A 22,386-nucleotide genomic window follows, 5' to 3' on the forward strand; every position below is an offset into this window, starting at 1 on the left:
CATCCCGCAGGAACAGACATGAGCATAGCATCTCAAACCACTTTGACGGCCGACAAGGACTGGTGGCGCGGTGCGGTAATCTATCAGATCTACCCGCGCTCCTTTCAGGATTCAAACGGCGACGGCATCGGCGATCTGAAGGGCATCACCGCCCGCCTGCCGTATGTAGCAAGCCTCGGTGCCGACGCGATCTGGATTTCGCCCTTCTTCACCTCGCCGATGCGCGATTTCGGCTACGACGTTTCGGACTACGAGAACGTCGATTCGATCTTCGGCACGCTGGTGGATTTCGACACGATGATTGCCGAGGCCCATCGCCTCGGCATCAAGGTGATGATCGACCTCGTCATCTCGCACAGCTCGGACCAACACCCGTGGTTTGCCGAAAGCCGTTCCAGCAAGACGAACGCAAAAGCGGATTGGTATGTCTGGGCGGATGCAAAGCCGGATGGCGCGCCGCCGAACAACTGGCTGTCGATTTTCGGCGGCTCGGCATGGGCGTGGGATCCGCGACGCATGCAGTATTACCTGCACAATTTCCTGACCTCGCAGCCCGACATGAACCTGCACAATCCGGAAGTACAGGACCGGTTGCTCAATGTTGTCCGCTTCTGGCTGATGCGCGGCGTCGACGGTTTCCGTCTCGACACGATCAATTTCTATTTCCACGACCAGCAACTGCGCGACAATCCGGCGCTGCCGCCCGCCCGCCGCAACGCTTCGACCGCGCCGGCGGTGAACCCTTATAATTTCCAGGAACACATCTACGATAAGAACCGGCCGGAGAACCTGGAGTTCTTGAAGCGCTTCCGTGCGGTTCTGGAAGAGTTTCCGGCAATCGCGGCCGTCGGCGAAGTAGGTGACAGCCAGCGCGGCCTGGAGATCGTCGGCGAATACACCTCCGGAAACGACAAGATGCATATGTGCTATGCCTTCGAGTTTCTCGCCCCCGATCCGCTATCGCCGGAGCGCGTCGAGGAAGTGATGGAAGATTTCGCCGCTGCAGCGCCCGATGGCTGGGCCTGCTGGGCATTCTCCAATCACGACGTCATGCGTCATGTTAGCCGCTGGGGTTCGCTCGTCGCCGATCATGACGCATTTGCCAAGCTATATGCCTCGCTGCTGATGACCCTGCGCGGCTCCGTCTGCCTTTATCAGGGTGAGGAGCTCGGCCTGACCGAGGCCGATCTTGCCTACCAGGACCTTCAGGATCCATACGGCATCCAGTTCTGGCCGGAATACAAGGGACGCGACGGCTGCCGCACGCCTATGGTCTGGGACTCGCAGGTTTCCCAAGGCGGCTTCTCGACCGTCACGCCGTGGCTGCCGGTGCCGGTCGAGCATATCCTGCGCGCCGTCAGCGTGCAGCAGGGCGACGAGAATTCCGTGCTCGAGCACTACCGCCGCTTCCTCGCCTTTCGCAAGCAGTATCCGGCGTTTGCCAAGGGCGAGATCGAATTCGAGCAGCCGCAAGGCGATGCGCTTGTCTTCACGCGCATATACGGCAACGAGCAATTGCTCTGCATTTTCAACATCAGCCCGGTGGAAATCAACGTCAGCTTGCCGATGGGAGAATGGCAGGCATTGACGGGACACGGTTTCACCAGCAACAACTACGGCGATAAGATCGATATTCCGGCTTGGGGGGCGTATTTCGCCCGTCTCGCGTAAGGATCAGGAGGGGAGCATCAAATGACTGGACTTACTCTAAAGGAAATCCGTAAATCCTACGGCTCCGTGGATGTCCTCCACGGCATCGACCTGGAGATCAAACAGGGTGAGTTCATCGTCTTCGTGGGGCCGTCGGGTTGCGGCAAGTCAACGCTGCTGCGCATGATCGCCGGCCTTGAGAACATCACCGGCGGCGAGATGTATATCGATGGCCAGCTCGTCAACGACGTCCCGCCGTCGAAGCGCGGCATCGCCATGGTGTTCCAGTCCTACGCGCTTTATCCGCACATGACGGTCTTCGACAACATGGCTTTCGGCATGAAGATCGCCGGCGAAAGCAAGCAGGAGATCGATCGTCGCGTGAGAGCCGCCGCCGAAAGCCTGCAGCTCACCAATTATCTCGACCGCCTGCCGAAGGCGCTCTCCGGTGGCCAGCGCCAGCGCGTTGCGATCGGCCGCGCCATCTGCCGCGATCCGAAGGTCTTCCTCTTCGACGAGCCGCTGTCGAACCTCGATGCAGCATTGCGCGTCGCGACCCGTATCGAGATCGCCCGCCTCAATGAGCAGATGGCCGATACCACGATGATTTACGTCACCCACGACCAGGTCGAGGCGATGACGCTTGCCGATCGTATCGTCGTCCTGTCGGCCGGCCACATCGAGCAGGTCGGCGCACCGCTGGAGCTTTACGAGCGCCCGGCAAACCTCTTCGTCGCGAAGTTCATCGGCTCTCCGGCCATGAACATCATCCCCTCTACCATCAGTGAAGCGGGTGCCACCACGACGATCACGCTCAAGGGCGGCAGGTCGGTCACGCTCGACATTCCGACCGCGGCTTCCGAAAAAGGCAAGACGGCAAGTTTCGGCGTGCGTCCTGAAGACCTGCAGATCGCCAATGGCGACGACTACATCTTCGAAGGCGAGGTCTCGATCGTCGAAGCGCTCGGCGAAGTCACGCTCCTTTATATCGAAGGCCTGATGCCGGGAGAGCCGATCATCGTCAAGCTGCCGGGCATCACCGACATCAAGAAAGGTCAGAAGATGAGGTTCGCTGCTGATCGCTCGAAACTGCATCTTTTCGATGCCGAGGGCCACACTTACAGAAGGTAGGAGACTATTTTTGCGCGGTTCTTTGTGAGCGCCTGAAACGCAGCGATCATCACGTTCTGTTAAACATCCGCTGCTAGCTTTCCCTTTATAGTTTCAAGGGGAATCAGGGTCGTGGGTGCATCCAATCCATTGCCAACAGGGCATTTTCTCAACAAGGAAGAATCCTTCATGTACGACCGCGAACAGCGGTTCAAAATGGAGGATACGATGAACGCTGCGCGGATCGAGTACACCGAAAAGGGCGTCATGCATATGGCGTCCCGGCGCTGCGATATCATTCGAATTTCGATGAGCAGCGCGATCCTGGCGATCCTGACGCAGTTCACCTTGCCGAAGCAGTTTTATCTGGATATTCCCGATGCACGCATCACCAAGGTCGGCTGCATGCTGATGCGGGTGAACACCAACAACACCATCGAGGTCCGCTTCCTGCGCCTGCTGACGCAGAAGGAAATGAACAAGATTTTTGTCTACAGCACGCATCCGGCGCATCGCGACCACGTTCTAGACGTTCGCGCCTGATCGGACATTTCTGGAATTGCACAAGCCCGCGATCCGTTCGCGGGCTGTTTGCGTCAGTGGAAGAGCACGCTGGCGCCGTGGTCCGAGGCGCCGACGGCGCGGCGGAAGGGAGCGAAGAGCTCGCGGCCCATACCGAATTCATTGTCCGAAAGATCGGCGGTCACCGGCTCGCGGTCCGCCAGGGTGGCGGCATCAAGGAGGACTTCCAGCGTGCCGCGGATCGCATCGAGCCGGATGATGTCGCCGTCTTGTATGCGGGCGATCGGCCCGCCCTCGACAGCCTCCGGCGTGACATGGATCGCAGCGGGAACCTTGCCTGACGCGCCGGACATGCGTCCGTCCGTGAGCAGGGCGACGTGGAAGCCGCGGTCCTGCAGTACGCCGAGCGGCGGCGTCAGCTTGTGCAGCTCCGGCATGCCGTTTGCCTTCGGCCCCTGGAAGCGCACAACCGCCACGAAGTCGCGGTTGAGCTTGCCTTCCTTGAAGGCGTCCTGCAGCTCTTGCTGGCTATGGAAGACGATCGCCGGTGCCTCGATGATATGGCGGTCCGGCTTCACCGCGGAGATCTTGATGACCGCCTTGCCGAGATTGCCGCGCAGCATCTTCAGGCCGCCATTCGCCTGGAACGGCGTTTCGATGCTGGCGAGCACCTTGCCATCGTGGCTCTTTTCCGGTGCCGGTTCGCGAACGACCGTGCCGTCGTCGCCGAGGCGCACGTCGATCGTATAGGCTTCGAGACCCTGGCCGGCAACCGTGCGCACGTCATTGTGCAGCATGCCCTTCTTCAAAAGCTCCTTGATGAGGAAGCCCATGCCGCCTGCGGCGTGGAAATGGTTCACATCCGCCAGTCCGTTCGGATAGACGCGGGCAAGCAGCGGGATTTCCTCGGAGAGTTCGGCAATATCTTGCCAGGTGAGCTGGATGCCGGCAGCGCGCGCCATGGCGACGAGATGCAGCGTGTGGTTCGTGGAGCCGCCGGTTGCGTGCAGGCCGACGACGCCGTTGACGATGGAGCGCTCGTCGATCATTTCGCCGGCCGGCGTGAATTCGTTGCCGAGCGCAGTGATCGCCAGAGCGCGCTTTGCCGCCTCGCGCGTCAGCGCTTCGCGCAGCGGCGTGCCCGGATTGATGAAGGACGAGCCGGGCAGATGGAAGCCCATGATCTCCATCAGCATCTGGTTGGAGTTTGCGGTGCCGTAGAAGGTGCAGGTTCCCGGGCCGTGATAGGACTTGGACTCGGCCTCGAGCAGCTCGGCGCGGCCGACCTTGCCTTCCGCATAGAGCTGGCGCACACGAGACTTCTCGTCGTTGGGCAGCCCGCTGGTCATCGGCCCCGCCGGCACGAAGATCGAGGGCAGGTGGCCGAAGGAGAGGGCCGCGATCACCAGGCCCGGCACGATCTTGTCGCAGACGCCGAGGAAGAGCGCCGCATCGAACATGTTGTGCGACAAACCGATGCCGGCAGACATGGCAATCAGGTCGCGGGAAAAGAGCGACAGCTCCATGCCCGGCTGGCCCTGCGTGACGCCGTCGCACATGGCCGGAACGCCGCCGGCGACCTGGGCAATGCCCCCAGCTTCCGCCGCAGCTTCGCGGATGATCGCCGGATAGGTCTCGAAAGGCTGATGGGCCGAGAGCATATCGTTGTAGGCGGTGATGATGCCGAGATTGGGCACGCGGTCGCCCGCCAGGGCATCCTTTTCGGAGGGGGAACAGATCGCAAAGCCGTGGGCGAGGTTGGCGCAGCCGAGTATCGAGCGGCTCACGCCCTTGGAAGTTGCGGCCTGCAGGCGTTCCAGATATCGCTCGCGCGTCGGTTTTGATCGTTCGACGATGCGGGATGTGATCGCGGAAATGCGTGCGTTAGCGGACATGGGAGGTATCCTGCCTTGGTTGCTTTCAAGTTTTTCGTTCGGCGGCTCTGCCCGAAGGCTTGGTCTTACGGCGCCCAGTAGATTTCGACCGGGGAAGCCGCCCGGCGCAGAACGGCCCGGATCGGCATCTCGGCCTCTTCTCCGGCCTCTTCCGCTTTCGCCAGCGTATCTTTCTTGCCCGCGCCTTCGATGTGAAGCACCAGGAGCCGGGCATCCTGAAGGCTGGAGAAGGTGAAGGTCAGGCGCGGCTCGCCGGCGCCTTGCGCTTCCATCGTGATGATGCCGCGCGGCGTCGCCGGATCGAGCGCGGCAGCAAGGTTGCTGCCGCCGGGAAAGAACGATGCCGTGTGGCCGTCGCCGCCCATGCCGAGGATCACCACATCGAACGGGTTGCCAATCGCTTTCGTTTCGGCAGTCGCAAGCCTTGCCGCATCTTCGGCAGAGCCTGATTTCTGATAGAGCGGCAGAAAGCGCGCCGCCTTCGCCTTGTTCTGCAGCAGATTGTTTGCGACCAGCAGATGGTTCGAACGCTCATTGTCGGCGGGAACGAAGCGCTCGTCAACAAGCGTGACGGTCACCTTGCTCCAGTCGAGGTCGCGGACGGAGAGCGCCTGGAAGAAGGCCTTCGGCGTCGAGCCGCCGGAAACGGCGATGCTGGCCGTTGCGCGGGCTGTGATCGCTGCAGAAAGCCGCTCCGTCACCTTGTCCGCAAGGCCGCTTGCAAGTTCCGCTGCATTGGTAAAAGCATGCAAGGTTGCTGCCATCGCTCGCGATCCTAGATGTTGTCGTGCCAGGTGCGGCCTTCACGCTCGATGAGCGCGATGGCCTGGCTTGGGCCCCAGGTGCCGGCGGTATAGCCTTGAACGAGCTGGCCGGTTGTTTCCCAACCCTTGAGCATCGGGTCGACCCACTGCCAAGCGGCTTCAACTTCGTCGCGGCGCATGAAGAGCGTCTGGTTGGAGCGGATGACGTCCATCAGCAGACGTTCATAGGCGTCCGGATTGCGCACATTGAAGGCTGACGCAAAGCTCATGTCGAGGGAGACGTTGCGCAGGCGCATGCCGCCCGGGCCGGGATCCTTGATCATCAGCGACTGCTTGACGCCTTCGTCCGGCTGCAGGCGGATGATGAGCTGGTTCTGGTTGATGCGGCCGGCCGCCTGGTCGAAGATTGCGTGCGGGATCGGCTTGAAGGTAATGACGATTTCCGACATGCGGCCGGTAAGACGCTTGCCGGTGCGGATGAAGAACGGAACACCCGCCCAGCGCCAATTGTTGATCTCAGCCTTGATGGCAACGAAGGTTTCCGTGTTCGAAACGCCGCCTTCCAGCTCTTCGAGGTAGCCCTTGACCGGGCCGCTGCCGGAGGCGCCGGCGCGGTACTGGCCGCGCACGGTGACCTGCTCGACGTTGGAAGCATCGATCGGCTTCAGGGCGCGCAAGACCTTCAGCTTTTCGTCGCGGACCGCCTCGGAATCCATCGATGACGGTACTTCCATGGCGGTCAGGCAGAGGAGCTGCAGAATGTGGTTCTGCACCATGTCGCGCAGTGCGCCGGCGGTGTCGTAATAACCGGCGCGGCCTTCCAGGCCCACGGCTTCGGCAACCGTGATCTGCACGTGATCGATGTAATTGGCGTTCCACAGCGGCTCGTAGAGGGCGTTCGCAAAGCGCAGCGCCATCAGGTTCTGCACCGTTTCCTTGCCGAGATAGTGGTCGATGCGGAAGATCTGCTCTTCCTTGAAGACACGGCCGATCGTATCGTTGAGTGACAGTGCCGAGGAAAGGTCGCGGCCGATCGGCTTTTCGACGACGATGCGCGTCGACTTGGTGATCAGCTTGTGTTCGGCGATCTTCTGCGAGATGTCGCCGAAGATGCCGGGTGCGACGGCGAGGTAGAAGGCGCGGACGCGGTCCTTGCCCTCGTCCAGCAGTTTCTTCAGCTGATCCCAGCCGCCGTCAGAACGCGCGTCAACGGAGACGTAAAAGAGGCGCTTGCAGAATTTCTCGACTTCCGCCTCGTCATACTCGCCCTTCTTCAGATGCTCCTTGAGGGCATCCTGCGCGAACTTGCGGTATTCGTCATCGGAAAGCGGGCTGCGCGAAGCGCCGATAATGCGCGTCGGCTCGGTGAACTGGCCCTCGATCTGGCGGTGATAAAGGGCGGGAAGGAGCTTGCGCTCGGCAAGATCGCCGCTGCCGCCGAAGACGACATAATCAAAGGGTTCGACGGGAATGATCTGGCTGCTCATGAGCTCTTCTCTCAATCAGGCTGGTTGCGGCCTTTTAATCTAATCGATTTAAAAAAGCCAGTGTGCGATGCAATGAATCTGTCGGATCTCGGTTTTAAAGCGAATTGCCCCGGGAGGAAATCCCGCAATCGCCCTTAAAACTTGTCGCGCAGCGCGAACCACGACAAGGCGAGGAATAGCAGCGGCGCGCGCATTGCCGCGCCACCGGGAAATGCCGGAATATCGAGCGCCTTGAAGAGCTCGAGATCGGCGGATTTTCCAAGCACCGTTTCTGCATAAAGTTTGCCGCAGTAATTTGACAGCATCACTCCATGGCCCGAATATCCGCCGATTGAGGTGACGCCCGGCATCACTTCGCGCACGAAGGGCTGGCGCGGCATCGTTATGCCGACGCTGCCGCCCCAGGCATGCGTGATCTCGATGTCCCTGAGTGCCGGATAGATTTCGGCGATCTGGCGGCGGATATGTTCGCTGATATCGCGCGGATTGTCGGCAGTATAGGCTTCCCGCCCGCCGAAAAGCAGCCGTCCATCCTTGGACCTCCGGAAATAACGCACGACGAAACGCGAGTCGGCGACGGCTTCCCCTCCGGGAAGCACGGCAGGATACTTGTCGAGCGGCACGGTTGCGCCGATGAAGGAGCGGATCGGCATGACATGGCTTGCCGTCACCGGCTCCAGATTGCCGATATAGCCGTTGCAGGCAATCAGCGCGCGGCCGGCGGCAATTGTGCCCTTCGGCGTTTCGATCGTCACCTTGCCGCCGCCCTGGCCGATTGCGGTCGCCCTGGTCATCTCGAAAATCTGCGCCCCGGCATTGGCCGCAACGCGCGCCAGCCCGATCAGCAGCTTCAGCGGATGAATGTGGCCGGTGCCGGTGTCGCGCACGCCGCAGTAGTAGCGCTTGGAGCCGAGGCGCTCCCGCGTCTCTTCTCTGTCCATGAACCGCAGGTGCGGATAATCGTAACGAAGGGCTGCGATCTCGGCATTTTCGGAGTAGAAGCGCTTGTAGCTTTCCTTGTGCGAGACGTTCATCTGGCCGGGCATGAATTCGATGTCGATCTGATATTCGGTCGCAAAATCGAGCAGGTGTTTCTTGGAAGCCTCCGCAAGATCGAAGAGCGCTTTGGAACGCTCGTAGCCGATCTTCTCCTCCAGTTCCTCCGGCCACCAGCGCTGGCCGGTGCCGAGCTGCCCGCCGTTGCGGCCGGATGCCCCGTCGCCGAAACGGCATGCATCGATCAGCACGACAGAGACGCCAGCTTTCGCCAGATTATATGCCGCCTGCAAGCCGGTATAGCCGCCGCCCACGATGGCGACGTCGCAGGTCTTCGATCCGTCAAGCTCCGGATAGGTCGGCCGCTCGCCCACCGTCGCCTGGTACCACGAAACGCCCGGCGCGATGGGGCTCTGCCAGTTTTCTTGCACCGTCATGCGGCGGCCTCCTCACACGTTGAGCAGCAGGAATTCGCGTTCCCAGGGGCTGATCACCTGCATGAAGGTTTCGAACTCTCCCCGCTTCACGCCTGCATAGAGGCCGATGAATTCCTTGCCGAACACCTCCTCGAATGCCGGTTCGTCTTCCAAGAGTGCGACGGCTTCGAGCAGGCCGCGCGGAAGGTCGATCGACCCTTCATTGGCTGCGTCCTCGGTCGGTGCCGTCGGCTCGATCTCCTTCATGATGCCGAGAAGGCCCGATGCCAGCGAAGCAGCCAGGGCCAGATAGGGGTTGGCATCCGAACTCGGCAGCCGGTTTTCGACGCGCCGTGCCTGCGGGTCGGAAACCGGCACGCGGAATGCGGTGGTGCGGTTGTCGTAACCCCAGGCGTTGTTGACTGGGCAGGACATGTCCGGCGCAAGGCGCCGGTAGGAGTTGACGTAGGGCGCCAGCATCACAAGTGCGCTCGGCACATATTTCTGCATGCCGCCGATGAAGTGGAAGAACTCCTTCGACGCCGATCCGTCGGAATTGGAAAAGACGTTTTTGCCGGTCCCGATGTTGACGACCGACTGATGGATATGCATCGCCGAGCCCGGCTGACCCTGCATCGGCTTCGCCATGAACGTCGCATAGATATCGTGTTTCAGCGCAGCCTCGCGGATGGTGCGCTTGAACATGAAGACCTGGTCGGCAAGCTCGATCGGGTCGCCGTGGCGCAGATTGATCTCGAGCTGCGCGGGGCCTTCCTCATGGATCAGCGTGTCGATCTCGAGGCCCTGTTTCTCGGAAAAATGATAGATATCGTCGATCAGTTCGTCGAACTCGTTGATGCCGGCGATCGAATAACCCTGGCCGCCGAGGATCGAGCGGCCCGATCGGCCCTTCGGCGGGCGCAACGGATAATCCGGGTCGTCGTTGTTGGCGACGAGATAGAATTCGATCTCCGGCGCGACGACCGGTTTCCAACCGCGTTCGGCGTAAAGTCCCATGATCCGCTTGAGAAGGTTGCGTGGTGTATAGGGAACCTCCTCGCCTTCCGAGTTGACGATATCGCAGATCACCTGCGCCGTCGGATCAGTCTCCCAAGGAACGACGGAAAGCGTCGAAAGATCGGGCATCAGCTTGAGGTCGCTGTCACGGGGCTCGTAGCGGAAGCTCTCGGTCTCCTCGGGATATTCGCCGGAGATCGTGTGGCGATAGATCGCCGAGGGCAGGGCCAGCGACGTATTGGATGTAAATTTCGATGTCGGCATCATCTTGCCGCGCGGAACGCCGGCGAGGTCCGGGGTGATGCACTCGATGTCCTCGATGCCGCGTGCGCGAAGCCACTGCGCCGCTTCCTTCCAGTTTGCCACACCGCGCGAAGATCCGGGATCTGGGGGAATTTTCGTAGAGGCAGGCACGTTTCTGGCAGGTTTCAGCGTCGTCTTCTTGGGTGACATGGCACACATGTTCGCGGTTGATCGGAAGGTCATCATAACTGGAGTTTGGCAATTGGCGAGGGGCAGGAGCGTTGACTTTCGCCATTTGATAGAAAAAGAAGGCGCCACTCACGGAAGGGAAATGGGCTTGAGACTGAAGAGCGACGTGATCGTCATAGGCGCGGGCGCCGCCGGAATGATGTGCGCCATCCGCGCCGGGCAGCGCGGCCGCTCCGTGGTCGTGCTCGATCACGCGAAAGCGCCGGGGGAGAAAATCCGCATCTCGGGCGGCGGCCGCTGCAACTTCACCAATATCCATGCCGGCCCGAAGAACTTCCTGTCCGCCAATCCGCACTTCTGCAAATCCGCCCTTGCACGCTTTACGCCTGCCGATTTCATCGCCATGGTCGAGGGCCACGGAATTGCCTGGCATGAAAAGTCGCTCGGCCAGCTCTTCTGCGACAACAGTGCCAAGGACATCATCCGGATGCTGCTCGACGAGATGCGGGCGGCAGGTGTGCAACTGCGGTTGCAGACCGAAATCCTGGCCGTTGAAAAAGACAGCGACGGCTTTCGCGTCAGGACGTCCGAAGGCGAATACGAGTGCGCCTCGCTCGTCGTGGCGACCGGCGGCAAGTCGATACCGAAAATGGGTGCGACGGGTTTTGCTTACCGCATCGCCGAACTGTTCGGTCTGGCGCTTGTCGAAACGCGCCCGGGTCTCGTGCCGCTGACGCTCGATCCCGTCCTATTGGAAAGCATTGCGCCGCTTTCGGGGATCTCGGCGCCGTCCGAAATACGGCATGGAAAAACCGGCTTCCGCGAGGCCCTGCTCTTTACCCACCGCGGCCTTAGCGGCCCGGCAATCCTGCAGATATCCTCCTATTGGCGGGAAGGGGATGAGATCGCCATCGATATCGAGCCGGACGTCGACCTTCTGCTGCATCTGAAAAAAGCCAAGCAGGCGAACGGCCGCCAGTCGGCCCAGACGGCGCTCGGTGAAATCCTGCCGAAGCGGCTGGCGCAATATCTGACGGAACGGGAAGCCATTTCCGGCAACATGGCCGATCTCTCGGACAGGGGGCTCATCCGCCTCTGCGATGCGGTGCAGAACTGGAAGATCAAGCCTTCCGGCTCGGAAGGCTATCGCACCGCCGAAGTGACGCTTGGAGGCATAGATACCACTGGGCTCGACTCCCGCACGATGCAGGCGAAAAGCGTACCCGGCCTCTATTTCATCGGCGAATGCGTCGATGTGACGGGATGGCTCGGCGGCTATAATTTCCAATGGGCCTGGGCCTCGGGTTTTGCCGCAGGTGAATCCTTGTAGGCAGGAATCTGGAGCAGGAGATTCAAGACTCGTTAAGAAGGTTGCGCCATCGTGTCCCAATGGCCGTTAGGAAAGAGCTTCCTAAATCGCGCTTTACCGGCAAGCCGTTTTGATGGATTGTTGAGTCTTGAACGAAGTGAGGATCTTCGCATGAACAGGAACGCACGACGCGCCCGCGCCATCGCAATCGCTCAGGCAAAGCCTGATACGAAGCTTGCGACCTCCCGCTTCCTCATGCTCGCGACCGGTGCAACGGCGGCACTTGTGAGCATCCTGATCGTTCACGTCTTCTGACACACCCCTTTCGTCATACTTTTTGCGCTTTGTCCTTATGCGGCAAACTCTGGGCGGATACGCTGTTGTGGGAAGACACGATTTCAAACGGTTCAGCTTATCTGAATATTAAGATATCTTCTGTCACATTCACCTCGAATGTTTGGGCATCGCCGCTTTTGTGCCGGAGATGATTTGGCAATGATTGCCGCCTGACCCCTCGGGTTCCCCAGTGTCCCACAATCAGCTCGATGCACTCGGCCGGCGCCGATTTCAGCCGGTGGGAGGAGTGGTGTATGGAAGGCCGGTATCGCCATGTTTATTGACAAGATCCTTTCGCGCTTCAAGATCAAGACCAAGGTTTTGATCTTCGTCCTGCCTTTCGTGGTCGCCATTTCCGCCGTCGGCCTGACAGGCCTCTATGCCTCCGGCCTGCTGCAGGGCCGCATGGAGATTTCAAACAGCGTCCTCCAGTCGCTAAGTGGCTTCAAGGATCTGTATGGCTCGATGGGCGATTTCCTGCAGATCACCAACCAGGAAGCGCGCGACAAGCTCTACACCGACATCAAGACGCAGCGGGACACGCTGAAAGCCACCCTGAACCAGATCGGCGACAATGGTGGCCGCGAGAACCTGCAAGCCGCGTCGGACGGCACGGCTGGGATTGCGGATACCGTCGGCAAGCTATGGTCTCTTCATGAACAGGAGCTGGCGCTTCGCAAGTCGATCGATGACGCACAGAAGACGTTGATCAGCAGCCGTTTCAATGTCAATTACGACGCACAGCAGCTCCAGGAAAATATTCGCAACGACGAAGGCAAGGCCACCGCGACGCTCCGCGCCGCCGATCGGCTGTTGAAGGGTGGCGATACGCTTGCCTCCGTCATGACTGCCTTCAACAAGGCGCAGGTGCCTGCCGACAAGCTGAAGGTCGTCACCGACGCGATCCCGCAGATCGCCAAGGCGCAGCGCCTCATCGAAATCTCCGTGCCGCAGAACCAGAAGAGCATGACGCAGTCGATTGCCCAGACGATCAACGACCTGAAGACGCAGGCGGCAGCGCCTGATGCGGCGACCGACGAAGCGATTGCCAACCTTGGCCGCCTTGTTTCCCGCTTCCGCCAGATGTCGACCTATACGCAATTGACGGCTACGCAGATGATGCGGGAAGCGACGACGACCTTCGTCGAGCTCGACGGCCGCATCGCTCAGACGAACTCCGTTCTCGAAGACACTCGCCGTCTTGAGACCTCGATCTATTCGCTGCAGCTGGTACTCGGCGAATTCACCGCCAAGCCGAACCCGGACAACCGCGTTCGCCTGCATCAGGAAATCACGACGCTCGGCACCAACCTGAACACGCTGCTTGCGAGCGCCAAGGGCATGGACTTCGCCGAAGACATCGTTGCCGCCATGTCGCCCGCACTGGCTTCCATGGACAGCGACGGCGAAAAGCTGGTTGCGACGATCGGCCAGCGTACCACTGACTATGCAGCCGCCCGTCAGCAGCTCGATAGCGTCTGGGGCCAACTGACCACCTTCGCCGAGCTGCAGAAGCAGTCGGCAGGAACCGAGCGCACGCAGGCAAACAGCATCTCCGTTCTGACCACCGGCCTCGGCATCCTCGTCTCGATCGTCGGCGGCTTCGCCCTGGTGCTGACGCTGCAGCGTCCGATCGGCCAGATCACTGCCGCCATGCGCCGCATTGCCGACGGTGCGCTGGATACCAGCATTTCCGGTGAGAGGCGGTTCGACGAGATCGGCGACATGGCCCGAGCCCTCGGCATCTTCAAGGAAAATGCGATCTCGAAGATCCGCATCGAGGAAGAAAGCGAAGAAGAGCGCGCAGCCGCCGAACAGGAGCGCCAGCGCAACGACGCCGAAAAGCGCGAGATGGATCGCCAGATCGAGTTCGCCGTCACCGAGCTTGCCGCCGGCCTCGAACGTATGGCGCAGGGCGACATTTCGACGACGATCGAAACGCCGTTCATCGGCCGCCTCGAGCAGCTGCGCCAGGATTTCAACGGCTCGATGCTGCGCCTCCAGGCGACGATGAGCCAGATCCGCGACAATGTCCAAATGATCCAGGGCAACGGCAATCAGATGGCTCAGTCCGCCGAAGATCTCGCAAAGCGCACGGAGCATCAGGCCGCTTCTCTCGAGGAAACGGCGGCCGCTGTCGATGAGATCACCGTCACCGTCCGTTCGTCGGCGGCGCGAGCCAAGGATGCCGACCAGGTCGTTCGCGAGGCCAAGCGCAGCGCCGACGATTCGGCAACCGTCGTCAGCAACGCCATCGACGCGATGACCCGCATCGAGGACGCATCGCGCCAGATCGAACAGATCATCGGCGTCATCGACGAGATCGCCTTCCAGACCAACCTGCTGGCGCTGAACGCCGGTATCGAAGCCGCGCGGGCGGGCGATGCAGGCAAGGGATTTGCAGTCGTTGCCATGGAAGTCCGCGAACTGGCGCAGCGTTCCGCCGCTGCCGCGCAGGAAATCAAGGGCCTGATCAACAAGTCGACGACGGAGGTCAGCTCAGGCTCGCAGTTCGTGCAGGAGACTGGTACCGTGCTTGCAAAGATCAGCGCGCAGATCGTGACGATCAGCCAGCATGTCGAGATGATTGCCCGTGCAAGCCATGACCAGTCGAGTGCGCTGCAGGAAGTCAATGCGACCGTCAATCAGATGGACCAGATGACCCAGCAGAATGCCGCGATGGTGGAAGAGACGACAGCCGCGAGCCGCGAACTTGCCTGTCAGGCGGACGCGCTTCTCGGTCTCGTCCAGCAGTTCAAGATCGACGGCGAAGGTTCGGACGCTGCGTTCTATCGCGCGGCATAAACTCCGCGCCATCTTGCCATTCGCGAAGCGGCTTCGGTCTCCGGAGCCGCTTTTCCTATGGTTGCAAACTGGCCATACCGGTGCAGCTAATCCGGCAGGCAGGAAAGCAGCTGTCAGCAGGCCAGTGGCAACAACTTGTCAGGCAAGCCGGCTGCGAGAAAAATCCTTAACGCTTTTCTCTTATTCTTACTTTGGTTGTACTCACCGGAGGTCTTCATGCCGCGATTCTTTTCGACGTCCATCGTGCGTCAGGTGGTTGCGATCACGCTTGCTCTGCTCGCCATCAGCACCGCGGCGATCGTCGCTGTCACATATCACAATCTTAGCCGATACGTGATGGAAAGCGCCGTTTCGGACGCAAAGGGCGCAAGCCGCACGATGGCGGTACTCTATGGTGCGGCGGATGCGAACGCGGCTGTCGGCGTGACGGGGGACGAGCTTCTCGCCGTGACGGAAGATGGCATTCCCGAATTCAAGGACCATACCCTCGTCGATCGCACGGCCCAGTCGATCGCCGGTGTCGCGACGGTCTTTCAGAAGCAGGGCAATGACTATGTCCGCGTTTCGACCAACGTGAAGAAGGAAGATGGCAGCCGCGCTGTCGGCACCAAGCTTGCAGCCGATCATCCCGCGCAACCGGTTCTCGCGAACGGCAAGGCCTACTACGGTCCGGCGCAGCTCTTCGGGCGGAATTTCATGACCGGCTACTTCCCGGTCAAGAGTGCCGCCGGCGCCAATATCGGCATCCTCTTCATCGGCATTCCGATGGAAGTCTATTTCGCCCGCATCAATCACCTGCAGACTATGGTTCTCGGCGTCGGCGCTGCCGTCATGCTGCTTGTCGGCCTGCTTGCCTTCTTTGCGATCCGCGCCTGCGTGAAGCCCCTGTTTGCGCTGACGCAGACCGTTCATTCGATCTCCGCCGGCAATCTTGACGGCACAATCCCCTGCCTCGGGAAGAAGAACGAATTCGGGGAGATAGGACGTGCTTTGGCCGCTTTCCGCGACAGCGCCCGCGCCCAGCAGGATCTTGAGGCGCAGGCCGCGGAACAGCGGGCGCTGAGCGAAGCCGAGCGTGCCCGCAACGACGCCGATAAGCGTTCGCTCGACGCTCAGATCGACTTTGCCGTGAACCAGCTTGCGGCCGGCCTCGGACGCCTCGCTAAGGGCGATGTCTCACAGACGATCGAGACGCCGTTTGTCGGCCGGCTGGAGCAGTTGCGCGTCGATTTCAACGCATCGCTTCTCCGCCTGCAGGATACCCTCGTGCAGATTCGCGAAAACGCCAATGCCATCCAGCGCAATAGCGGCGCGATGCTGAGCTCAGCCGGCGAACTTTCCAAGCGAACCGAAGCGCAGGCCGCCAGCTTGGAGGAAACAGCTGCTGCCGTCGAAGAGATCACTGTGACCGTGCGCTCGTCTGCAGGGCGCGCTCGCGAAGCAAACAACGCGGTCACCGCCACGAAGAAAACCGCCGACAGTTCCGGGGTCGTCGTCAGCGAGGCCGTGGCCGCGATGGGGCGCATCGAGCAGGCTTCGCAGCAGATCGAACAGATCATCGAAGTCATCGACGACATCGCTTTCCAGACGAACCTTCTCGCCCTCAATGCCGGTATCGAAGCGGCGCGCGCCGGCGAGGCGGGCAAGGGCTTTGCGGTTGTCGCACAGGAAGTCCGCGAATTGGCACAGCGCTCGGCAGATGCCGCCCGCGAGATCAAGGGTCTGATCGAGAAGTCCAGCCAAGAAGTGACGGCAGGCTCTGCGCTGGTACAGAAAACCGGCAGCGTCCTCGCCTCGATCAGCGACGAGATCATTGCGATCAGCAAGCACGTCGAAACCATTGCCACGGCGAGCCAGGATCAGTCGGCGGCGCTCCAGGAGGTCAACGGTTCGGTCAATGCCATGGACCAGATGACCCAGAAGAACGCTTCGATGGTCGAGGAAACCACACAAGCAAGCCGCCAGCTCGCCGACGAGGCCGACACGCTGATGAGCCTGCTGCAGCAGTTCCGCATCGAAGCGTCGACACAGTCTCATGGCCGGGCAAGGCAGGCAGCCTGATCGGGCTTGCAGCTTGAAGGTTTGGAGGAGGATCGCGCCGGAAGGGCGCGGTCCTTCTGCTTTTTGAGGCTGATGCTTGTAAGCCACGCGGTGAAGCTTACGAAAGGCGAGCTTCCAAAATCCCTGTAGAAGTCATCCTCGGTCCTCTCACGCTTTTGGATTGGCTGGCAGTTCTGCGAAAGGCCGAGGAAATTGGCAATCATGATCTGGTCGATCATTGGTGACGTCCTCCGTTAAAGACATCCCTTCAAATACACATCAAAAATCGCTTCATAAACATCGAAGATCCGGCTATGTTTTTCATCAATGAAAAACACCCCATGGGACTCCTATCAGCTTTTCCTGCAGGTCGCGCGCCGCGGCGGGCTGACCGGTGCGAGTGTCGCGAGCGGCTTGAGCCCGGCCACGGTCGGCCGGCGAATGCTTGAACTGGAGCAGGAAACGGGACGGATGCTCTTTGCCCGCAGCCAGACCGGCTACCGCTTGACGGCCGACGGTCAGACGCTCCTCGACCATCTCCAGGAGATGGAAGCGGCGGCCCGGAAAGTCGATGCCTGGCGCCAGGCCGGCGAGGGCGGCGCAACGGTGAAGATCGCAGCCGGGACCTGGGTGGCCTGGCTGCTGACAGGAAACTTCTCCGCAATCCGCATGCCTGCCGACGCTTTCAACATCGTGCTGACGATCGGAGAGGCGCGGGCCAATCTCGCCTACCGCGAGAGCGACATCGGCATCCGCGCTTTCGAGCCGGACGAAGCCAATCTCGCCGCTCGGCTTTTGGGCGAAGTCGCTTATGCCGTCTATGTCCGGCGCAATGCCGGCGAGTTGGAAAACCGATGGATTGCGGTCGCTGAGGATGAGGCCATTTCTGCCTATCTCCGCTGGCCGTACCGCCAGACGCCGGAGCCGATCGTTGCGACGGTCAACCGGCCCCGGTCACTGCCGGACCTCGTCCGTGCAGGTGCGGGAAAGGCGGTGCTCCCCTGCTTCGTGGGTGATCTTGATCCGGAACTGCAACGGCTCGGCGGCGAGCTGGCGGAGCTGCGCCACCGGCAATGGATCGTGCTGAACAACGAGGATCGCCATCGCCCGGAGATCCGCACTGTCGCAGATCGCATGACGAAGCTGCTGAAAAGCTATGCCGATCTTTTCGCCGGCAAGCGCGCCAGCCGCAGCTGAATTCTACGGCATCAGACGTCGCACAAGCGCGACCTGGCTGTTCACGCCGAGCTTGGAATAGATTTTCTTCAGATGCGTCCGAGCCGTCTCGTAGCTGATGCCATGCAGCCTGGCCGTCTCGCGCGGCGAGAGACCCGCGGCGATGGAGGAGGCGATCCGCAGTTCGGCAGCAGTCAGTTGCAGCTTTGCAGGCAAATGATCGTTCAACTCGGGGCACGCAACGGGTATTCGCTCGATGACGACTGCTGCGGTTGGCCCCTGCAGGAACTCGGTCATGAAATCGGAGGTGAGGCGCACGAGCGTGCATTTGAACGAGGCGCAGGGAGAACTGAATCTTGCGGTGAACGGCCCTGCCGCGGCGGGGGGGCGGTAGCCGGAGAAAAGGGCGAGATGCTCGAGGAAATCCCGATCGCTGGAACTCAGACGTCCTGTTGGCGTGACGCTGATCCCGGCATCTGTGCCGAGCATCTGTTCCGCGGCAAGATTCATCGATCGGATCTGGCGGCCTTCGCTGATGTAGATGAGCCCGACGCCGATCGCGTCGAACAGCGAACGGCCCGTCTCATTGCCTGCGTTGTCCCGGCGCATGAAATCGAAGGCCCGCTGCAGATGCGGCGCAAGCCGCGTCAGGAGATCGGCGTTGATCCGGTTGAAGCCGGTGTCGGTGCTCGATGTCAGCGTCGATAGATTGAAGGACCGGTTGTTCTCGCGAAGGATCGTCACGCCAATACTGCTACGGCAGCCGATACTACGCAGAAAGTCATTGTAGAATTCCGTTTTGACGAGTTCGACATGCGGAAGCATCTGGTCGGCGATGACGCCGAGGCCGACCGGCCGGACGGCTGCCTTCGGCATCCACGGGTTTATGGTGCAATAATACCGGTTGTAGTCTTCCAGGCCGGTATCGTCCAAGCCTGAGCAGAGCGAAAAGGCACCGGCGCCTGCCACGCTGTCATGGTAGAAGAGCGTCGTCTTCGCATCGGGCATTCTCGTATTGAGGGTGTCGAGAAAGTCCTGCCAGTCCGTTTCGCCAAACAATGCGCCATAGACCAGGTCAGTTAGAGATTCAAGATTGGCGTCAGTCGTGGCGGGCATCCGGCGTCTCAAATGAGCGGATGCTTATTATGCCCGCCTTTCGTGACAGTGACAATTACGTCGAATAACGCAGACGGCGGCGCCGGAGCGGCGCCGCCGTCTCTGATCCTACATCCTGTTGGCGACGACGACGGGGATCAGGAGATCGCCCCAATTGCCGTCTCCTCCATGGTGGCGGGCGGAGCGCACGAGCTCGACCGAGACGCCGGCCTCGACGGCCTTCATCACGGACTGATTCAGCCGGTGCAGGTCGTTTGCGAGCATGCGGATCGTGGCCTGCTGATCGGCGCTCATGCTGGAGGATTGTTCTTCCGCTCTTTCGCGGACACGTGCGATGGAAGCCATGGCCTTTTCTCCTTTGGTGTGGCTACTCGGCTGCGGGTTTGAACTGGGCATGTTCGGTCGATTCCTTCATTGCGGTCGTAGAGGACTTGCCGCCGGTAATGGCGAGCGAGACGGCATCGAAGTAGCCGGTCCCGACTTCGCGCTGGTGCTTGGTCGCTGTGTAGCCCTGAGCCTCGGCGGCGAACTCGGCCTGTTGCAGTTCCGAATAGGCAGCCATCTGCCGGTCCTTGTAGCCGCGCGCCAGTTCGTACATGCCGAAGTTCAGCTGGTGGAAACCAGCGAGCGTGATGAACTGGAATTTGTAGCCCATCGCGCCGAGTTCGCGCTGGAACTTGGCGATCGTCGCGTCATCGAGGTTTTTCTTCCAGTTGAACGACGGTGAGCAATTGTAGGCAAGCAGCTTGCCGGGATGGACCTTGTGCACGCCCTCGGCAAAGCGGCGCGCCTGCTCCAGATCCGGCTTGGAGGTTTCGCACCAGATGAGATCGCAATGCGGCGCATAGGCAACGGCACGGGCAATGCAGGGCTCGAGGCCATTGCGCACCTGATAGAAGCCTTCGACCGTGCGCCCGGCATCGTAGTCGACGAATGGCCGATCGCGCTCGTCGATGTCCGAGGTCAGCAGCTTTGCCGCTTCGGCATCCGTACGGGCGATGACGAGCGTGGGAACCCCCATGACGTCTGCGGCAAGCCGCGCCGCGTTCAGATTGCGGATGTGAGCTGCCGTCGGAATCAGCACCTTGCCGCCCAGATGCCCGCACTTCTTTTCCGATGCCAGCTGGTCCTCGAAGTGGACACCGGCAGCGCCAGCTTCGACATAGGCCTTCATGATCTCGAAGGCATTGAGCGGTCCGCCGAAGCCGGCTTCGGCATCGGCAACGATCGGCGCAAACCATGTTTCGACGGAAAGTCCCCGATCCTCCGATGTCTCGATCTGGTCGGCGCGCTGAAGCGTGCGGTTGATCCGCTTGGCGAGTTCTGGTCCGGCATTGGCGGGATAAAGCGATTGGTCGGGATACATCGCCGAAGCTGTGTTCGCATCGGCCGCGACCTGCCAGCCGGACAGGTAGATCGCCTTCAGTCCGGCACGGACCATCTGCATTGCCTGATTGCCAGATAGCGCTCCGAGCGCATTGACGAAATCATCCTGATGCAGCAGTTGCCACAGCCGGTTCGCCCCCATCTCGGCAAGCGAATAGCGAAGTTCGACGGAGCCCCGCAATCTCTTCACGTCCTCGGGCGAATAGGGCCGCTCGATACCGTCGAAACGGCCTGCCGGAGCATTGCGGATAAGCTTGTCAAATTCTGTCACGATATCCTCCTTCGCGATAAACATGGCCTTGTCAGCTGTGTGACATAATTTACAAAAACACACAAAATGCCAGGAAAAGCTTGATTCTTAGGAGGGAATTGAGGTTAGGTTGCAGGCGCATTTACAACGTTATTTTGTAAATTTGTGAATGTTTGTAAATTCGTTTCGATACGGGAGATGTCGAATGGTCGAGCGGAAGATATTTGCTGGTCCGAAAGTTCGCCGGATTCGCAACGGCCTGGCGGTCACGCAGACGGCGATGGCTGAGGCATTGGGAATTTCGCCATCCTACCTCAATCTGATCGAGCGCAATCAGCGGCCGTTGACGGTGCAGCTCCTCTTGAAGCTGGCGTCGGTCTACAAGGTCGACCTTGAGGAGCTGCACAGTGAGCCTGGAAACAATCTTGCGCAATTGCGCGAGGTTTTTGCCGATCCCTTGCTTTCGGGCGAACTGCCCGGAGACCAGGAACTCATCGAAGTCGCAGAAGCCGCGCCCAATGCGGCAAGCGGTGTCGTGAAACTCTATCGCGCCTATCGCGAGCAGGCTATGCGGCTTTCCGATTTGACGGTCCTGATGGCGGGAGAGGGGCAGGCGCCGGCCGCTGGCGCGCGGCTGCCGGCAGATGAAGTGCGCGACGTGCTGGAGCGCCGTTCTGCCTATTTCGGCGCGCTTGAAGAGGCTGCTGAGGCTTTCTTCGTCACTCTGCCAGCGGGTGAACGCGCGCAGGTTCTGAAGGACTGGCTGCAGAAAGAGCGTGGCATCAGCGTCCGCATCCTGCCGGTGCACGTGATGCCCGATCTGCGTCGCCGCTTCGACCGGCATTCCATGCGGCTTTTTATTTCGGAGCGCCTTGCGGCTTCCGATCAGCTCCAGGAGATCGCCGTCGAGGTCTCAACGCTCGCGCTTCGCGACGCCATTGCGCGAGAACTGGAAGCACTCAGCCTCTCGACGCAGGAGGCGAGGCGCATTGTCCGCTTCGAGCTCGCGCGTTACGCAGCACTTGCGCTGATGATGCCTTATGATGCGTTCCTTTCCGCGGCAAAAGCATCGCGTTATGACATCGATATTCTTTGCGCGCGCTTCGGCTGTTCGTTCGGCCAGGCTGCGACACGGCTGACCATGCTGCAGCGGCCAGCGAATGCCGGCATTCCGTTCTTTGTCATGGAGGCCGATGCCGCAGGCCATCGGCTGCGGCGGGGAGGAGCGGCAGGTTTTCCTCACGCGCGCTTCGGCGGCGGCTGTCCAAAGCTCAACATCCACGCCGCCTTTCTCCAGCCGGGCCAAGTTCTGGCCGAGGCTACCGAGATGCCGGATGGCTCCGCGTATCTTACCATAGCGCGGACGCTTGAAGGGCCGCATGCACCCTTTGGCGAACGGGTCCGGCGTACAGCACTTCTGCTCGGCTGCGATATCGCGCTCAAAGACAGCACTGCCTATGGCCAGGCCCTCTCGGCAACCCTGCATCCGGTGGCAATCGGGCCTGCCTGTCGCCTCTGCGAAAGGAAGGGCTGTCTTGCGCGCGCCGAACCGCCTGTCACTCGCCCGCTTGGGTTAGATGAGATGGTAACAGGGCTCAGTGCCTTTGATTTCCAGTGACCGGTGAAATCATTGAGAGTGCAGGATTTTGCGCTTGTCGCCTCACAAAATCCTTTCTAGT

Annotated in this window: 18 protein-coding genes; 9 read left to right on the forward strand and 9 right to left on the reverse strand. The window is 60.7% G+C overall.

The features are described from left to right. The first annotated feature begins 18 nt into the window (after positions 1-18). The 3 genes from bglA (at position 19) to A3C3_RS0124405 (ending at position 3,303) form a co-directional block, all read left to right on the forward strand. Positions 19-1,671, forward strand: coding sequence for a beta-galactosidase BglA (gene bglA / locus A3C3_RS0124395; RefSeq protein ID WP_022717199.1), 1,653 nt, complete (start codon positions 19-21; stop codon positions 1,669-1,671). 21 nt (positions 1,672-1,692) lie between these two features. Next, positions 1,693-2,781, forward strand: a complete 1,089-nt coding sequence (locus A3C3_RS0124400) for an ABC transporter ATP-binding protein (protein WP_022717200.1) — start codon at positions 1,693-1,695, stop codon at positions 2,779-2,781. Positions 2,782-2,949: 168 nt separating this feature from the next. After that, positions 2,950-3,303, forward strand: a complete 354-nt coding sequence (locus A3C3_RS0124405) for a hypothetical protein (protein ID WP_022717201.1) — start codon at positions 2,950-2,952, stop codon at positions 3,301-3,303. A 53-nt stretch (positions 3,304-3,356) separates the two neighbouring features. Here the strand turns inward: A3C3_RS0124405 and edd are convergent, their stop codons facing one another. The 5 genes from edd to A3C3_RS0124430 all read right to left on the reverse strand — a co-directional run bounded on the left by edd (position 3,357) and on the right by A3C3_RS0124430 (position 10,310). Beyond that, entirely contained in the window at positions 3,357-5,177 is a 1,821-nt protein-coding gene (gene edd, locus A3C3_RS0124410) for a phosphogluconate dehydratase (protein WP_022717202.1), read from the reverse strand. A 65-nt stretch (positions 5,178-5,242) separates the two neighbouring features. Continuing rightward, positions 5,243-5,941: a 6-phosphogluconolactonase gene (gene pgl / locus A3C3_RS0124415; RefSeq protein ID WP_022717203.1), complete on the reverse strand. Its 699-nt coding sequence runs from the start codon at positions 5,939-5,941 to the stop codon at positions 5,243-5,245. Positions 5,942-5,952: 11 nt separating this feature from the next. Beyond that, positions 5,953-7,428: a glucose-6-phosphate dehydrogenase gene (gene zwf, locus A3C3_RS0124420; RefSeq protein ID WP_022717204.1), complete on the reverse strand. Its 1,476-nt coding sequence runs from the start codon at positions 7,426-7,428 to the stop codon at positions 5,953-5,955. A gap of 134 nt (positions 7,429-7,562) precedes the next feature. Further along, a complete protein-coding gene (locus A3C3_RS0124425; protein WP_022717205.1) occupies positions 7,563-8,861 on the reverse strand; it encodes an NAD(P)/FAD-dependent oxidoreductase in 1,299 nt (432 codons plus the stop codon). A gap of 12 nt (positions 8,862-8,873) precedes the next feature. After that, positions 8,874-10,310 carry a glutamine synthetase family protein gene (locus A3C3_RS0124430; protein WP_028739958.1) on the reverse strand — a complete coding sequence of 479 codons (1,437 nt, stop codon included), beginning with the start codon at positions 10,308-10,310 and terminating at the stop codon, positions 8,874-8,876. Between the two features lie 121 nt (positions 10,311-10,431). Between A3C3_RS0124430 and A3C3_RS0124435 the strand changes: the two genes are divergently transcribed. The 4 genes from A3C3_RS0124435 (at position 10,432) to A3C3_RS0124455 (ending at position 16,800) form a co-directional block, all read left to right on the forward strand. Beyond that, the gene (locus A3C3_RS0124435; protein WP_022717207.1) at positions 10,432-11,619 is read left to right on the forward strand and encodes a BaiN/RdsA family NAD(P)/FAD-dependent oxidoreductase; all 1,188 of its coding nucleotides are present in this window, start codon (positions 10,432-10,434) and stop codon (positions 11,617-11,619) included. A 150-nt stretch (positions 11,620-11,769) separates the two neighbouring features. Then, on the forward strand, positions 11,770-11,913 hold the full coding sequence (locus A3C3_RS46210; RefSeq protein ID WP_022717208.1) for a hypothetical protein: 144 nt from the start codon (positions 11,770-11,772) through the stop codon (positions 11,911-11,913). Positions 11,914-12,207: 294 nt separating this feature from the next. Then, entirely contained in the window at positions 12,208-14,739 is a 2,532-nt protein-coding gene (locus A3C3_RS0124445; RefSeq protein ID WP_022717209.1) for a methyl-accepting chemotaxis protein, read from the forward strand. A gap of 216 nt (positions 14,740-14,955) precedes the next feature. Further along, complete coding sequence (locus A3C3_RS0124455; protein ID WP_022717210.1) at positions 14,956-16,800, forward strand: methyl-accepting chemotaxis protein; 1,845 nt, start codon at positions 14,956-14,958, stop codon at positions 16,798-16,800. Here A3C3_RS0124455 and A3C3_RS39175 read toward each other — a convergent pair. After that, positions 16,773-17,018 carry a hypothetical protein gene (locus A3C3_RS39175; protein ID WP_022717211.1) on the reverse strand — a complete coding sequence of 82 codons (246 nt, stop codon included), beginning with the start codon at positions 17,016-17,018 and terminating at the stop codon, positions 16,773-16,775. The genes A3C3_RS0124455 and A3C3_RS39175 overlap by 28 nt on opposite strands. Positions 17,019-17,106: 88 nt before the next feature. On the opposite strand from A3C3_RS39175, the gene A3C3_RS0124465 reads away from it, so the two are divergent. Next, the gene (locus A3C3_RS0124465; protein ID WP_022717212.1) at positions 17,107-17,976 is read left to right on the forward strand and encodes a LysR family transcriptional regulator; all 870 of its coding nucleotides are present in this window, start codon (positions 17,107-17,109) and stop codon (positions 17,974-17,976) included. Positions 17,977-17,979: 3 nt separating this feature from the next. Here the strand turns inward: A3C3_RS0124465 and A3C3_RS0124470 are convergent, their stop codons facing one another. From A3C3_RS0124470 to aceA, 3 genes are all read right to left on the reverse strand, one after another. Next, entirely contained in the window at positions 17,980-19,071 is a 1,092-nt protein-coding gene (locus tag A3C3_RS0124470; RefSeq protein ID WP_022717213.1) for a helix-turn-helix transcriptional regulator, read from the reverse strand. 108 nt (positions 19,072-19,179) lie between these two features. Continuing rightward, a complete protein-coding gene (locus tag A3C3_RS0124475) occupies positions 19,180-19,416 on the reverse strand; it encodes an SMc00767 family acetate metabolism repressor (protein WP_022717214.1) in 237 nt (78 codons plus the stop codon). A gap of 22 nt (positions 19,417-19,438) precedes the next feature. After that, positions 19,439-20,752, reverse strand: coding sequence for an isocitrate lyase (gene aceA, locus A3C3_RS0124480; RefSeq protein WP_022717215.1), 1,314 nt, complete (start codon positions 20,750-20,752; stop codon positions 19,439-19,441). A gap of 160 nt (positions 20,753-20,912) precedes the next feature. On the opposite strand from aceA, the gene A3C3_RS0124485 reads away from it, so the two are divergent. Then, the gene (locus tag A3C3_RS0124485; protein WP_022717216.1) at positions 20,913-22,325 is read left to right on the forward strand and encodes a helix-turn-helix domain-containing protein; all 1,413 of its coding nucleotides are present in this window, start codon (positions 20,913-20,915) and stop codon (positions 22,323-22,325) included. Positions 22,326-22,386 lie beyond the last annotated feature (61 nt).

The sequence above is a fragment of the Rhizobium mongolense USDA 1844 genome, assembly GCF_000419765.1.
Lineage (GTDB): Bacteria > Pseudomonadota > Alphaproteobacteria > Rhizobiales > Rhizobiaceae > Rhizobium > Rhizobium mongolense.

What these genes read in the sequence shown, in the direction of transcription:
- A3C3_RS0124400 (WP_022717200.1), top strand. Translation starts at nt 1,693, where the DNA reads ATGACTGGACTTACTCTAAAGGAAATCCGTAAATCCTACGGCTCCGTG.
- A3C3_RS0124430 (WP_028739958.1), bottom strand. Translation starts at nt 10,310, where the DNA reads ATGTCACCCAAGAAGACGACGCTGAAACCTGCCAGAAACGTGCCTGCC.
- A3C3_RS46210 (WP_022717208.1), top strand. Translation starts at nt 11,770, where the DNA reads ATGAACAGGAACGCACGACGCGCCCGCGCCATCGCAATCGCTCAGGCA.
- zwf (WP_022717204.1), bottom strand. Translation starts at nt 7,428, where the DNA reads ATGAGCAGCCAGATCATTCCCGTCGAACCCTTTGATTATGTCGTCTTC.
- edd (WP_022717202.1), bottom strand. Translation starts at nt 5,177, where the DNA reads ATGTCCGCTAACGCACGCATTTCCGCGATCACATCCCGCATCGTCGAA.
- A3C3_RS0124485 (WP_022717216.1), top strand. Translation starts at nt 20,913, where the DNA reads ATGGTCGAGCGGAAGATATTTGCTGGTCCGAAAGTTCGCCGGATTCGC.
- aceA (WP_022717215.1), bottom strand. Translation starts at nt 20,752, where the DNA reads ATGTTTATCGCGAAGGAGGATATCGTGACAGAATTTGACAAGCTTATC.
- A3C3_RS0124475 (WP_022717214.1), bottom strand. Translation starts at nt 19,416, where the DNA reads ATGGCTTCCATCGCACGTGTCCGCGAAAGAGCGGAAGAACAATCCTCC.
- A3C3_RS39175 (WP_022717211.1), bottom strand. Translation starts at nt 17,018, where the DNA reads ATGATCGACCAGATCATGATTGCCAATTTCCTCGGCCTTTCGCAGAAC.
- A3C3_RS0124465 (WP_022717212.1), top strand. Translation starts at nt 17,107, where the DNA reads ATGAAAAACACCCCATGGGACTCCTATCAGCTTTTCCTGCAGGTCGCG.
- pgl (WP_022717203.1), bottom strand. Translation starts at nt 5,941, where the DNA reads ATGGCAGCAACCTTGCATGCTTTTACCAATGCAGCGGAACTTGCAAGC.
- A3C3_RS0124455 (WP_022717210.1), top strand. Translation starts at nt 14,956, where the DNA reads ATGCCGCGATTCTTTTCGACGTCCATCGTGCGTCAGGTGGTTGCGATC.
- A3C3_RS0124445 (WP_022717209.1), top strand. Translation starts at nt 12,208, where the DNA reads ATGTTTATTGACAAGATCCTTTCGCGCTTCAAGATCAAGACCAAGGTT.
- A3C3_RS0124435 (WP_022717207.1), top strand. Translation starts at nt 10,432, where the DNA reads ATGGGCTTGAGACTGAAGAGCGACGTGATCGTCATAGGCGCGGGCGCC.
- A3C3_RS0124425 (WP_022717205.1), bottom strand. Translation starts at nt 8,861, where the DNA reads ATGACGGTGCAAGAAAACTGGCAGAGCCCCATCGCGCCGGGCGTTTCG.
- A3C3_RS0124470 (WP_022717213.1), bottom strand. Translation starts at nt 19,071, where the DNA reads ATGCCCGCCACGACTGACGCCAATCTTGAATCTCTAACTGACCTGGTC.
- A3C3_RS0124405 (WP_022717201.1), top strand. Translation starts at nt 2,950, where the DNA reads ATGTACGACCGCGAACAGCGGTTCAAAATGGAGGATACGATGAACGCT.
- bglA (WP_022717199.1), top strand. Translation starts at nt 19, where the DNA reads ATGAGCATAGCATCTCAAACCACTTTGACGGCCGACAAGGACTGGTGG.